The following is a 12,056-nucleotide window of genomic DNA, read 5'->3' on the forward strand; positions in this document are numbered from 1 at the left end:
CGGCCCTGACCTGCCCGGCGCTCGCGCCGTAGGCGGTGACGGCGGTCAGGGGCAGTGCGACGTGGCCGATGCCGGTGCCGAGCCGGGTGAGCGCGGTGGCGGTGAACAGGGCGCGGAAGCCGGGTGTCCGCCAGAGTGATCCGGCGCTCCTGGCCCGTTCGTCCGGTCGGCGGGCACGGCGGGCACGGCGGGCACGGCGGGCACGGCGGGCACGGCGGGCAGAGCGGGCACGGGGGTCGCCCGGGCGTCCGGGGCGGCCGTGACCGCCCGTTCCCGGGTCGGCCGCGGACGGGTCAGGAGGACCCCGGCCAGCACCACGGCCATTCCCGTGACACCCCTCGGGCTCAACGGCTCGTCGAGCACGAGCGCGCCGAGCCCGGTGGAGACGACGGGCAGCAGGTAGCCGACGGTGGCTGCCGCGGTGGCGCCCTCGGTGGCGATGAGCCGGTAGTTGAGGTGGAAGGTGAGCCCGGTGGAGAGCACCCCGAGCACGGTCACCGCCGCGAGCGCCCGGACGTTGAACCCGTCGGTGGCACCGGCGGCGGCCGGCAGCGCCAGCGAGCCGAGCCCGGCCGCCACGGTGAGCTGGGCGGCGGAGAGGGCGAGCGGGGCGGTACCGGTGCCGGTGAGCACGCGGCCCATGTAGGTGAACGCCACCGCGTAGCTCGCGGCCGCGCCCAGCAGGGCGAGCACGCCCCAGCCGGGGGCGCCGCCGTGCTGGTGCGCCGGCCCCGCGTCGCCCTGCCACGGCGAGAAGATCACCAGCACCCCCGCGAAGCCGAGCAGCAGACCGCCGAGGCGCCTCGGGTGCCACCCGCGTTCCGTCCCGAGCGCCAGGCCGATCAGCAGCGACCAGAGCGGGGTCGTCGCGTTGAGCACCCCGGCGGGCCCCGAGCCGACGGTCCGCATGCCCAGGGCGGCCAGGAAGAAGGGCAGCACGTTGCAGAACAGGGCGGCCACGGCGAGCCGGAGCCAGACCGCGGCGCCGCGCGGCAGCCGCTGCCGGGCGGAACGGGCGAGGAGCAGCAGCACCGCGGCCCCGAGGGCGGAGCGCAGCACGGTGATCTGCAGCGGGGTCAGCCCGTTCCGGAGCGCGAGTTCGGTCCACAGGAAGCCCGATCCCCAGAGCAGGGCGAGCACGGCCATCCGCAGCACGGGACACCTGCCTTTCGTCGGTCGGCCTCCCGACCGGGAGGCCGGGAGCGCCGAAGCGCCGGGAGCGCCGAAGCGCCGGGAGCGCCGGGAGCGCCGGAAGCGCCGGGAGCGCCGGGAGCGCCGGAAGGAACGCTGCCCGCCCGGACCCGACAGGACAAGTGAAAAGTTCTTCAGCACGTTTAAGCTGGACTACATGCTCGATGTGCGACGTCTACAGGTGCTCCGCGCGGTGGTCACCGGCGGCTCGGTGAGCGCGGCCGCCACCGCGCTCGGCTACACGCCGTCCGCCGTCAGCCAGCAGGTGGCGGCGCTGGAGAAGCAGACCGGGACGGCGCTGCTCGAACGCGCCGGGCGCGGCGTGCGGCCGACCGCCGCCGGGCGGCTGCTCGCCGAGCACGCCGCCGTCATCGAACGGCAGGTGGCCGAGGCCGGCACGGCGCTCGCCGATCTGCTGGCCGGGCGCAGCGGCTCCCTGACGGTCCGCTACTTCGCCACGGCGGGAGCCGCCCTGGTGGCGCCCGCCGTCGCGGCCTTCCGCCGCGAGCACCCGGGGGTGCGGCTCGACCTGGGGATGACCGACCCCGAGGACCCGCTGGAGGACGTCCTCCGGGGGCGGGCGGATGTGGCGGTGGTGGTCCGGCCGCACGGGGGCGAGCACCCCGGGCTGCGCCTCGTCCCCCTGCTCGACGACCCGTACCGCGCCGTCCTGCCGAGGGGCCACCGGCTCGGTGCGAGGCGCGTCCTCGACCTGGCCGACCTGGCCGGTGAGCCCTGGGTCGGCAGCGAGCGGACCGGCCCCTGTCTCGACACCGTCCTGGACGCCTGCGCCGAGGCCGGGTTCCGCCCCGGCTTCGTGGTGGACAGCGAGGACTACCCGACCGCCCAGGGCTTCGTCGCGGCCGGGCTCGGGGTCGCCCTGGTCCCGCTCCTGGGCCTCGCCCGGCGCCACCCCGGTGTGACCGTCCGCAGGCTCCGCGCCCCGGAGCCGGTCCGCGCCGTGCACGCCGCCGTCCGCACCACCGCCTGGGGGCAGCCCGCCCTCGCCCAGCTGCTCGCCTCCCTCCGGGAGGCGGCCCGGGCGGCACGGGTCTGACCGGTGGCACGAGCGCCGGGACAGTCTTGTCAGGGCCACGCCATCAACTCGGTGCAGGGGTCTCCCCCGGCGGTGCGACCGTCATTTAGGCTGGTGAGGTGCTCATACTCGTTCGCCGTCGCCACGTGGACCTGCTCCGCGTGACGAGCATGTCCTGTCGACGCTCCAGCTGAACCTCGCGCCTCCCACCCTCATGCGCGGCCCCAGGCGGCCGCGTCCCCCCTCCTGACCCCCGGAGCACCCGCCGCACCAGGCGCGGCCCCGGCATCCCCGGTCGATCACCGGGACAGGCCAGGACGAGACCCAGCGGATGTCACCCATGACGCAGCAGCACTCCTCCAGCACCCCCTCCGCCGCCCCCGCGGACGCCCTCCCGGTAATCGACCTCTCGCTCGCCGACGGCAGCGCCGACGACCGGCTCCGCCTGCACGACGACCTGCGGAAGGCGGCCACCGGCGTCGGCTTCTTCCAGCTCGTCGGCCACGGCGTCACCCCGGCCGAGACGGCCGCCCTGATCGACGCGATGCGGGCGTTCTTCGCCCTGCCGGAGGCCGACCGGCTCGCCGTGAGCAACCTCAACTCCCCGCACTTCCGCGGTTACACCCGCACCGGGCACGAGCTCACCGGCGGCAGCCAGGACTGGCGGGACCAGCTGGACATCGGGGCCGAGCTGCCCCCGCACGTCCCGGAGCGGGGCGAGCCCCCGTACTGGTGGCTGGAGGGCCCGAACCAGTGGCCCGCCGCGCTCCCCGAGCTGCGGACCGCCGCGCTCGGCTGGATCGACCGCCTCGGCGCGGTCGCCCAGCGGCTGCTGCACGAACTCCTCGCCTCGATCGGCGCCGCTCCCGACTTCTACGACTACGCCTTCGCCGGCCACCCGCACCTGCGGCTGAAGCTGGTCCGCTACCCCGGCACCGCGCCCGACGGCGCCGGCCAGGGCGTCGGCGCGCACAAGGACTACGGATTCATCACCCTCCTGCTCCAGGACACCGTCGGCGGCCTCCAGGTCGAGCGCGCGGACGGCAGCTTCCTGGAGGTGCCGCCGATGGAGGGCGCCTTCGTGGTCAACCTGGGCGAGCTGCTGGAGGTCGCCACCGACGGCTACCTCAAGGCCACCAACCACCGCGTGGTCAGCCCGGCCGGCGCCCGCGAGCGCTTCTCCATCCCGTTCTTCTACAACCCGCGCCTCGACGCCCACATCGAGCCGCTCGACTTCCCCCTCGCGCACCACGCCCCGGGCGCCACCCAGGACCCGGGCAACCCGCTCTTCGCCGAGTTCGGCCTCAACGAGTGGAAGGGCTACACCCGCGCCCACCCCGAGGTCACCCGCCGCCACCACCCCGACCTCGCCGACGCCGGCTCGCGCTGACCCCCGGCGGGTTCGGCCGCGACGAGGGGTAGGGCTACGCCCGCGCCCACCACCCCGGTCTCGCCGATCCCTCGGCCGCACCGGCGGACACCGCCCCCGGGCCCCGCTCCCGCGCCGACGGCGCCGGGCGGGGCCCTGGGCGTGCCGGGCACCGCCGGTGGACCGGGTCGCCCGGCACTGTCACACTGCTGCTGTCACAGCAGTGGTGCAACAGAGGCGGAGGTGGCGGATGGGGGCGCGGGAGGGTGTCGAGATCCGGCTGACGGTGGACGAGCTGGCGGCGCGGGCGGGAGTGACCGTGCGCACGGTGCGGTTCTATGGGACGAAGGGGCTGCTGCCGCCGCCGGAGCTGGGACCGCGCCGGGTCGGCTGGTACGGGGCGGAGCACCTGGACCGGCTCGGGCTGATCGAGGAGCTGCAGCGGCAGGGCCTGACGCTGGCGGCGATCGAGCGCTACCTGGCCTGGCTGCCGCAGGACAGCACACCGCTGGACCTGGCCATCCACCGGGCGCTGGTGGCGTCCTGGACGCCGGAGACGGCGGAGGAGCTGAGCCGCGGGCAGTTGGAGCGGCGGGCCGGGCGGGCACTCTCGCCCGCGCAGCTGGAACGGCTGGCGGCGATGGGCGCGCTGGAGCGGACGCCCGACCCGGAGGTGTTCCGGGTGGACCCGGGGCTGCTGCCGCTCGGGGTGCGGATCCTGGACGTGCCGATCCCGCTGGAGACCCTGCTGGCCGCGCGCGCGGTGGTGCTGGAGCACAGCCGGGCGACGGCGCACGAGTTGCAGCGGCTGTTCCGCGAGACGGTCTGGAAGCCGTACCGGGAGAGCGAGCCCGCGCCGGCCGAGCTGGAGCGGATGAAGGAACTCACCGACCACATCCAGCCGATGGTGGCGCAGGCCCTGGTGACCGCGTTCCAGCGGTCGCTGCGGGAGGAGCTGGGCGAGGCGGCGCGCTCCGTGGAGGACGCCGCCCCGCCCGGCTGACCGACCGGCCGTCAGTCGGAGAAGGTCCGGCCCTCGGCGGCGACCCGCTCCAGCAGGGCCGGCGGCGCGAACCGCTCGCCGTAGGCGGCGGCGAGTTCCCGGGCGCGGGCCGCGAAGCCCGCCGGGCCGCCCTCGTACCCGTTGATGTACTGGAAGACGCCGCCCGTCCAGGCCGGGAAGCCGATGCCGAGGATGGAGCCCACGTTGGCGTCGGCGACCGAGGTCAGCACGCCCTCCTCCAGGCAGCGGACCGAGTCCAGCGCCTCGCTGAAGAGCATCCGCTCCTTGAGGTCCTCGAAGGGGACGGCGCTCCCGGCCGCACCCTCGGCCGAGGTGAAGTGCTCGCGCAGGCCCGGCCAGAGCCTGCCGCGCCGGCCGTCCTCGCCGTACTCGTAGAAGCCGGCGCCGCCGCTGCGGCCGGGGCGGCCGAACTCGTCGACCATCCGGTCCACCACCGCGTCCGCCGGGTGGGCGGTCCAGCTGCCGCCGGCCTCCTCGACCGCGCGCCGGTACTCGTCGCGGATCTTGCGCGGCAGCGTCAGCGTCAGCTCGTCCAGCAGCGAGAGCACCTTGGCGGGGTAGCCCGCCTGGGCGGCGGCCTGCTCGACGGTGGCCGGGTCGACGCCCTCGCCGACCATCGCCACGCCCTCGTTGATGAACTGGCCGATCACCCGGGAGGTGAAGAAGCCGCGCGAGTCGTTGACCACGATCGGCGTCCGGTCGATCTGCCGGACCAGGTCGAAGGCGCGGGCGAGCGCCTCGTCGCCGGTCTGCGGACCGCGGATGATCTCCACCAGCCGCATCTTGTCGACCGGCGAGAAGAAGTGCAGGCCGATGAAGTCGGCGGTGCGCCCGACGCCCTCGGCGAGCAGGCCGATCGGCAGGGTGGAGGTGTTGGAGCAGAGCAGCGCGTCCGGCGCCACCACGCCCTCGATCTCCTGGAACACCTTCCGCTTGAGCTCGGGGTTCTCGAAGACCGCCTCGATCACGGCGTCGCAGCCGGCCAGGTCGGCGGCCTCGGCGGTGGGGGTGATCCGGGCGAGCAGCTCCTCGCGCTGCGCCTCGGTGGCCCGGCCGCGCGCCACCGCCTTGTCCAGCAGGCCGGCGGAGTACGCCTTCCCGCGCTCGGCGGCCTCGGTGCTGACGTCCTTCAGCAGCACCTCGATGCCGGCCTTGGCACAGGTGTAGGCGATCCCGGCGCCCATCATGCCCGCGCCGAGCACGGCGACCCTGCGCACCGTCCGCTTCTCGACGCCCTGCGGCCGGCCGGCGCCGGAGTTGACCGCCTGCATGTCGAAGAAGAGCGCCTGGATCATGTTCTTGCTGGTCTGCCCGCAGGCCAGCTCGGTGAAGTAGCGGGCCTCGATCACCATCGCGGTGTCGACGTCCACCTGGGCGCCCTCGACCGCCGCCGCCAGCACGTTGCGCGGCGCCGGGTAGGGCGCGCCGGCCAGCTGCTTGCGCAGGTTGGACGGGAAGGCCGGCAGGTTGGCGGCCAGCGCCGGGGTGGCCGGGGTGCCTCCGGGGATCCGGTACCCCTTGACGTCCCAGGGCTGGACGGCGGTCGGGTTGGCCTCGATCCAGGCGCGCGCCCGGGTGGTCAACTCCTCCGGGGTGTCCACCAGTTCGTGGACCAGGCCGTGCTGGAGCGCCTGCTCCGGGCGGTACTGGCGGCCCTGCAGGAGCACCTTCAGCAGGGCGTCGGTGATGCCGAAGAGCCGCACCGTGCGAACGACCCCGCCGCCACCGGGCAGCAGGCCGAGGGTGACCTCGGGCAGGCCGATCCGGCTGGCCGGGGCGGTCAGCGCGATCCGGTGGTGGCAGGCGAGGGCGATCTCCAGACCGCCGCCGAGCGCGCTGCCGTTGAGGGCGGCGACCACCGGCTTGCCGAGCGTCTCCAGCCGGCGCAGCGCCCGCTTGATCCGCATCGACTTCTCGAAGACGGCGGCGGCGTCCTCGGGGCGGGCGGCGGACAGCATCCGGAGGTCCCCACCGGCGAAGAAGGTCTTCTTCGCCGAGGTGACCACGACGCCGCGCAGGTCGTCGCCGAGGGCGGCGAGGCGCTCGACGGTGGCGTCGAAGTCGGCCGTGAAGGCCTCGTTCATGGTGTTCACGGACTGGGTGGGATCGTCGAGGACGAGGGTGACCACGCCGTCCTGGTCCTGCTCCCAGCGGATGGTGGTGGTGTCGCTCATGGGGTTGGGGTCTCCTGTGAGGGCCGGGACAAGGGGGGTGCCGCGCGCACCGCGCCACGGGAAGGGGCGGCGGCGGGCCGCCGGAGGCTCAGACGCGCTCGACGACGGTGGCGATGCCCATCCCGCCGCCGACGCAGAGGGTGACCAGGCCGTAGCGCAGCTCGCGACGCTCCAGCTCGTCGACCAGGGTGCCGAGGAGCATCGCGCCGGTGGCGCCGAGCGGGTGGCCGAGGGCGATCGCGCCGCCGTTGACGTTCACCTGGTCCGGGCGGAAGCCGAGCTCGCGGACGAAGCGCAGGGCGACGGCGGCGAAGGCCTCGTTGATCTCGACCAGGTCGATGTCGGCGGCGGTCAGCCCGGCCTTGGCGAGCGCCTTGCGGGTGGCGGGGGCCGGCCCGGTGAGCATGATCGTGGGCTCGGAGCCGGAGACGGCGGCCGAGACGATCCGGGCGCGCGGGCGCAGGCCGTACCGCTCGCCGATGCCGCGGTTGCCGATCGCGACCAGGGCCGCGCCGTCCACGATGCCGGAGGAGTTGCCGGCGTGGTGCACGTGGTCGATGGCCTCGACCCAGTGGTACTTCTGCAGGGCGACCGCGTCGAAGCCGCCGGCCTCGCCGATGCCGGCGAAGGAGGGCTTGAGGCCCGCCAGGGTCTCCACGGTGGTGCCGGGGCGGATGAACTCGTCGCGGTCCAGCACCACCAGGCCGTTGCGGTCGCGGACCGGGACGACCGAGCGGTCGAACAGGCCGTCGGCCTGGGCCTTGGCGGCCCGGGCCTGCGACTCGGCGGCGAAGGCGTCCACGTCGGTGCGGGAGAGGCCCTCGATGGTGGCGATCAGGTCGGCGCCGATGCCCTGCGGGACGAAGTGGTTCTCGTAGTTGGTCATCGGGTCCATCGCCCAGGCACCGCCGTCGGAGCCCATCCTCACCCGGGACATCGACTCGACGCCGCCGGCCAGGATGAGGTCCTCCCAGCCCGAACGGACCTTGGCGGCCGCCAGGTTGACCGCCTCCAGGCCGGAGGCGCAGAAGCGGTTCTCCTGGACGCCGGCCACCGAGTCGGGCAGGCCGGCGGTGATGGCGGCGATCCGGGCGATGTCGGAGCCCTGGTCGCCGATCGGGCTGACCACGCCGAGCACGATGTCGTCGACCGCCGCCGGGTCCAGCTCGGGGAAGCGGCGGCGCAGTTCGTGGATCAGGCCGACGACCAGGTCGATCGGCTTGGTGCCGTGCAGTGAGCCGTTGGCCTTGCCCCGGCCGCGCGGGGTGCGGATCGCGTCGTAGACGTACGCTTCGGTGGTCACGGTGGATTGCCTTTCGGGGGTCTGACCGGGCGGGGGGGTGGGAGGGTTCGGGAGGGGCCGGGGCGGGAGTTCCGCGGTCTGGCGGGCGCTTCGCCGGGCGGGCGGGGGGCGGGGACCGGGGTCAGCCCAGCAGGGAGCGCCCGACGATCTCCTTCATGATCTCGGTGGTCCCGCCGTAGATGGTCTGGATCCGGCCGTCGGTGAACGCGCGGGCGACCGGGTACTCGGTCATGTACCCGTAGCCGCCGTGGAGTTGGAGGCAGCGGTCGGCCGTGCGCTTCTGCAGTTCGGTGGCCCACCACTTGGCCATCGAGGCGTCCGCCGGGGTGAGCGCGTAGCGGTTGTGCTCGGTGATGCAGCGGTCCACGAAGGCCCGGGTGACCGCGCACTCGGTGGCCATCTCGGCGATCTCGAACCGGACGTGCTGGAGCTTGGCGAGCGGCCGGCCGAACGCCTCGCGCTGCTTCACGTACTCGGTGGTGATCTCGACCAGGTACTCGGCGCCGGCGATCGCGGCGGCCGCGATGGTGAGCCGCTCCTGCGCGAGGTTCCGCATCAGGTAGAGGAAGCCCTGGTGCTCCTCGCCGAGCAGGTTCGCCTTGGGGACGCGGACGTCCTCGAAGAACAACTCGGCGGTGTCCTGGGCCTTCTGGCCGATCTTGTCGAGGTTGCGGCCGCGCTCGAAGCCGGGCGTCCCGCGCTCGACCACCAGCAGGCTCAGGCCGCGCGAACCGCCCTCGGGGGTGGTCCTGGCGACCACGACCACCAGGTCGGCCAGGATGCCGTTGGAGATGAAGGTCTTGGCACCGTTGAGCAGGTAGTGGTCGCCCTGGTCCACGGCGTGGGTGCGGATGCCCTGGAGGTCGGAGCCGGTGCCGGGTTCGGTCATCGCGATGGCGGTGATCAGCTCGCCGCTGCAGAACCCGGGCAGCCAGCGGCGCTTCTGCTCGTCGGTGGCGAGCGAGGTGAGGTACGGGCCGATGATGTCGTTGTGCAGGCCGAGCGCCAGGCCGGAGGCGCCCGCCCGGGCGAACTCCTCGGCGAGCACGGCGGCGTAGCGGAAGTCGGCGGCGCCCCCGCCGCCGTACTCCTCGGGGACGGCGAGCCCGAGCAGCCCCTGTCGGCCGGCGGCCAGCCAGGCGGAGCGGTCCACGATGCCGGCCCGCTCCCAGCGGTCGTAGTGCGGCAGCACCTCCTTGGCGAGGAAGGACCGGACGGTCGCCCGGAAGTCCTCGTGCTCCTCGGTGTAGATGTCGCGTTCCACGGCAAGCTCCTTAACGGGCCTCGGAGTCCAGGGAATTCGGGGGATCCGGGGACTCGGGGACGTCCGGGGAATCCGGGACGGCCCGGTCGGCAGGGACGGCGGGGACAGACGGCTCAGCAGGGACAGCCGGCTCAGCAGGGGTAGCGGGCTCAGCCGGGGCAGCGGGCTCAGCGGTCTCAGCAGGTGAGTCCGGCGGGGCCAGCAGGGCGGGCACGCCCCAGTCGCGGGCCACCTCGTCGGTGTCGGCGCCCGGCCGGGCCGGCGGGCGGCGCAGCGTGCCGGGGGTGGCGGAGAACCGGGGCGCGGGCGCCGGCTGGGTGACGCCGTCCGCCTCGACGTACGTCCCCCGGGCCACCAGGTGCCCGTACGAGGCAGCCTGATGCATGGTCAGGACCGGCTCCACACAGGCGTCGGAGCCGGCGAAGACGGCCTCCCACTCGGCGCGGGTACGGGTGGCGAAGCGGGCCGAGATCCGCGCCCGCAGTTCGGGCCAGCGGGCCACCTCGTACTGGCCCGGGGCGTCCGGACCGAGCTCCAGCAGCCGGGCGAACTCGGCGTAGAACCGCGGCTCCAGCGCGCCGACGGCGAGGTCGCCGCCGTCCTTGGCCCGGTACACGGCGTAGCAGGGCGCACCGCCGTCGAGCAGGTTCACGCCGCGCCGGTCCTGCCACTGCCCGGCCGCGAGCAGCCCCCAGAGCACGGTGGTGAGGTGGGCGGCGCCGTCCACGATGGCGGCGTCGACGACCTGGCCGGCGCCGGTCGCACCGGCGTGGTGGAGGGCCGCGAGCAGACCGACGACCAGGTAGAGCGAGCCGCCGGCGTAGTCGCCGAGCAGGTTGGCGGGGACGGCGGGCGGCTGCTCGGGCGATCCGATCAGGCCGAGCACCCCGGCCACCGCCGCGTACCCGATGTCGTGGCCGGCCCGGGCGGCCAGCGGTCCGTCCTGACCCCAGCCGGTCATCCGACCGTAGACCAGGGCGGGGTTGCGGGCGAGACAGGCCTCGGGGCCGACGCCGAGGCGTTCGGCGACTCCGGGGCGGTAGCCCTCGATCAGCAGGTGGGCGCGTTCGACCAGGTCGAGCACCTGCGCGGGCCCGCCGGGGGACTTGAGGTCGACCAGCACCGAGCGCTTGTTGCGGTTGGTGACGTCGTAGGCCGGGTCCTGGGAGAGCGGTGAGGGGTCGGGCCGGTCCACCCGGACCACGTCGGCCCCGAGGTCGGCCAACAGCATGCCCGCGAACGGCCCGGGGCCGATCCCCGCGAGCTCGACCACCCGGACCCCGGCCAGCGGGCCGGGACTGCTCGGGTCACGCACTGGCGACCGCCCCCTCGGGGTTTGACAGTAAAGCTGTAACACTCGCGATGATAGGGAAGCGACCCGCCGGTAACAAGACCCTTCGCCCGTCGACACAGCCCTGACGAATCCCTGACACGGAGGGCGCAACCGGGGTGACGGAGGGTGCGTCGGTACACCTACGGGCGGGCCTGTACGGTCGCCCTGTTGTCGGAGTGGTTCTGATCTCTCGTCAGAGGAAAGGAAGCAGACGCACATGGCCTCCCCAGGGTTCACCACCGGGCCGGTCCAGCCGGCCTCCCCGCCGGGCGCACCGCGCAGCCCGTCGCCGGACACCGTCATCCCGATCTCGGCACCGGGCACGTCCCCGTTCGCGGCCGGGCCCACCCCGAACCCCTCCCCCGGCCCGCCGCCGTCCGCCCCCACCACCCGGCTGGACCGGCCGCACGAGCTCAACGCCTCGGCCGGCATCGCCCGGCAGATCGCCACCGACCTCGACAGCGCCAACGGCAAGGGTGGCAACAACCTCGCCGAGCACGCGACCACCGCCGCCACCAGGATCCGCGGCTTCTCCTTCGGCAGCGCCCTCACCGGCTCGACCGAGCGCTGGCTGCAGCAGTGCAAGACCCTGCACGACAAGCTGACCGGCACCGCCGACAACCTCGACACCACCCAGCGCACCTACCAGGCGAACGAGCACGCCACCGCCGGCCAGTTCGGCCACTGAGCCCCCCGGCCCCGAGAACCGAGAACCGACAGAGGAGCCCCAGCGGCATGGTGTCCTTCAGGGAACTGCACGAGGCCGACTTCTCCGGCGTCACCGAGGCGGCCGAGGCCTGGACCAACATGGCCAAGGCGCTCAGCTCGCTCGACGCCCGAGTCGGCACAGACCTCACCAACACCCCGCAGCGGGCGGGCTGGCAGGGCGCGGCCGCCGACGACGCGGGCCGCACCCTCAAAACCATCGACACCGACTTCACCCAGGCCTCCGGCGTCGCCACCGCCCTCGCCGCGATCATCCGCGACGCGGCGTCGGACTTCACCGCGGCCCGCAAGGACCTGGATGCGGCGCTCCACGACGCGGAGCGCCAGCAGCTCACCGTCGCCGCCGACGGCACGGTCGGCTGGCCGCCGATGCCGACCGACTCCACCTCGCACAACGACTGGCCAACGCCGAGCTCGACACCAAGGCCCAGGGCGACCTCAGCAAGAACTACTCCGCGGGTGAGGAGCAGCTCAAGTCCATGATCGAGTACAAGGCGGTGCTGTCGGGCGTCTCCCAACGGGACGTCGACGCCACCGGCGGCGTGACCCAACAGCTCATGGAGGGCGTCACCCAGAACTACTCGACGGCGATCGACCGCACCTACAACGGTGCGCTCGGCAGGGGGTGAGGACGCC

Annotated in this window: 11 protein-coding genes; 6 read left to right on the forward strand and 5 right to left on the reverse strand. The window is 74.2% G+C overall.

The genetic code is table 11. The features are described from left to right. Positions 1-45: 45 nt before the first annotated feature. Positions 46-1,146: a DMT family transporter gene (locus tag OG618_RS10380; protein ID WP_329492061.1), complete on the reverse strand. Its 1,101-nt coding sequence runs from the start codon at positions 1,144-1,146 to the stop codon at positions 46-48. Between the two features lie 202 nt (positions 1,147-1,348). On the opposite strand from OG618_RS10380, the gene OG618_RS10385 reads away from it, so the two are divergent. From OG618_RS10385 to OG618_RS10395, 3 genes are all read left to right on the forward strand, one after another. Then, positions 1,349-2,248: a LysR family transcriptional regulator gene (locus OG618_RS10385; protein ID WP_329487051.1), complete on the forward strand. Its 900-nt coding sequence runs from the start codon at positions 1,349-1,351 to the stop codon at positions 2,246-2,248. 319 nt (positions 2,249-2,567) lie between these two features. Next, on the forward strand, positions 2,568-3,617 hold the full coding sequence (locus tag OG618_RS10390) for an isopenicillin N synthase family dioxygenase (RefSeq protein WP_329487052.1): 1,050 nt from the start codon (positions 2,568-2,570) through the stop codon (positions 3,615-3,617). 229 nt (positions 3,618-3,846) lie between these two features. Beyond that, positions 3,847-4,599: a MerR family transcriptional regulator gene (locus OG618_RS10395; RefSeq protein WP_329487053.1), complete on the forward strand. Its 753-nt coding sequence runs from the start codon at positions 3,847-3,849 to the stop codon at positions 4,597-4,599. A gap of 11 nt (positions 4,600-4,610) precedes the next feature. On the opposite strand, the gene OG618_RS10400 is transcribed toward OG618_RS10395, so the two are convergent. From OG618_RS10400 to OG618_RS10415, 4 genes are all read right to left on the reverse strand, one after another. Next, positions 4,611-6,794, reverse strand: a complete 2,184-nt coding sequence (locus OG618_RS10400; RefSeq protein WP_329487054.1) for a 3-hydroxyacyl-CoA dehydrogenase NAD-binding domain-containing protein — start codon at positions 6,792-6,794, stop codon at positions 4,611-4,613. A gap of 88 nt (positions 6,795-6,882) precedes the next feature. After that, positions 6,883-8,097 carry an acetyl-CoA C-acetyltransferase gene (locus tag OG618_RS10405; protein ID WP_329487055.1) on the reverse strand — a complete coding sequence of 405 codons (1,215 nt, stop codon included), beginning with the start codon at positions 8,095-8,097 and terminating at the stop codon, positions 6,883-6,885. Positions 8,098-8,218: 121 nt separating this feature from the next. Then, a complete protein-coding gene (locus tag OG618_RS10410) occupies positions 8,219-9,361 on the reverse strand; it encodes an acyl-CoA dehydrogenase family protein (protein WP_329487056.1) in 1,143 nt (380 codons plus the stop codon). A gap of 10 nt (positions 9,362-9,371) precedes the next feature. Then, a complete protein-coding gene (locus OG618_RS10415) occupies positions 9,372-10,676 on the reverse strand; it encodes a CaiB/BaiF CoA transferase family protein (protein WP_329487057.1) in 1,305 nt (434 codons plus the stop codon). Positions 10,677-10,911: 235 nt separating this feature from the next. On the opposite strand from OG618_RS10415, the gene OG618_RS10420 reads away from it, so the two are divergent. The 3 genes from OG618_RS10420 to OG618_RS10430 are packed head-to-tail and all read left to right on the forward strand — an operon-like array spanning position 10,912 to position 12,049. Then, positions 10,912-11,382 carry a hypothetical protein gene (locus OG618_RS10420; protein WP_329487058.1) on the forward strand — a complete coding sequence of 157 codons (471 nt, stop codon included), beginning with the start codon at positions 10,912-10,914 and terminating at the stop codon, positions 11,380-11,382. Between the two features lie 47 nt (positions 11,383-11,429). Next, positions 11,430-11,903, forward strand: coding sequence for a hypothetical protein (locus OG618_RS10425; RefSeq protein ID WP_329487059.1), 474 nt, complete (start codon positions 11,430-11,432; stop codon positions 11,901-11,903). Continuing rightward, positions 11,900-12,049, forward strand: a complete 150-nt coding sequence (locus tag OG618_RS10430; protein ID WP_329487060.1) for a hypothetical protein — start codon at positions 11,900-11,902, stop codon at positions 12,047-12,049. Before OG618_RS10425 ends, OG618_RS10430 begins: the two co-directional genes overlap by 4 nt. Positions 12,050-12,056: the final 7 nt, after the last annotated feature.

Origin of the sequence: Kitasatospora sp. NBC_01246, assembly GCF_036226505.1 — a bacterium.
In the GTDB taxonomy this organism is placed as follows: domain Bacteria; phylum Actinomycetota; class Actinomycetes; order Streptomycetales; family Streptomycetaceae; genus Kitasatospora.

Excerpts from the sequence above, each read along its gene's own strand:
- OG618_RS10420 (WP_329487058.1), top strand. The coding sequence starts at position 10,912 with ATGGCCTCCCCAGGGTTCACCACCGGGCCGGTCCAGCCGGCCTCCCCG.
- OG618_RS10395 (WP_329487053.1), top strand. The coding sequence starts at position 3,847 with ATGGGGGCGCGGGAGGGTGTCGAGATCCGGCTGACGGTGGACGAGCTG.
- OG618_RS10380 (WP_329492061.1), bottom strand. The coding sequence starts at position 1,146 with ATGGCCGTGCTCGCCCTGCTCTGGGGATCGGGCTTCCTGTGGACCGAA.
- OG618_RS10385 (WP_329487051.1), top strand. The coding sequence starts at position 1,349 with ATGCTCGATGTGCGACGTCTACAGGTGCTCCGCGCGGTGGTCACCGGC.
- OG618_RS10430 (WP_329487060.1), top strand. The coding sequence starts at position 11,900 with ATGATCGAGTACAAGGCGGTGCTGTCGGGCGTCTCCCAACGGGACGTC.
- OG618_RS10425 (WP_329487059.1), top strand. The coding sequence starts at position 11,430 with ATGGTGTCCTTCAGGGAACTGCACGAGGCCGACTTCTCCGGCGTCACC.
- OG618_RS10390 (WP_329487052.1), top strand. The coding sequence starts at position 2,568 with ATGACGCAGCAGCACTCCTCCAGCACCCCCTCCGCCGCCCCCGCGGAC.
- OG618_RS10400 (WP_329487054.1), bottom strand. The coding sequence starts at position 6,794 with ATGAGCGACACCACCACCATCCGCTGGGAGCAGGACCAGGACGGCGTG.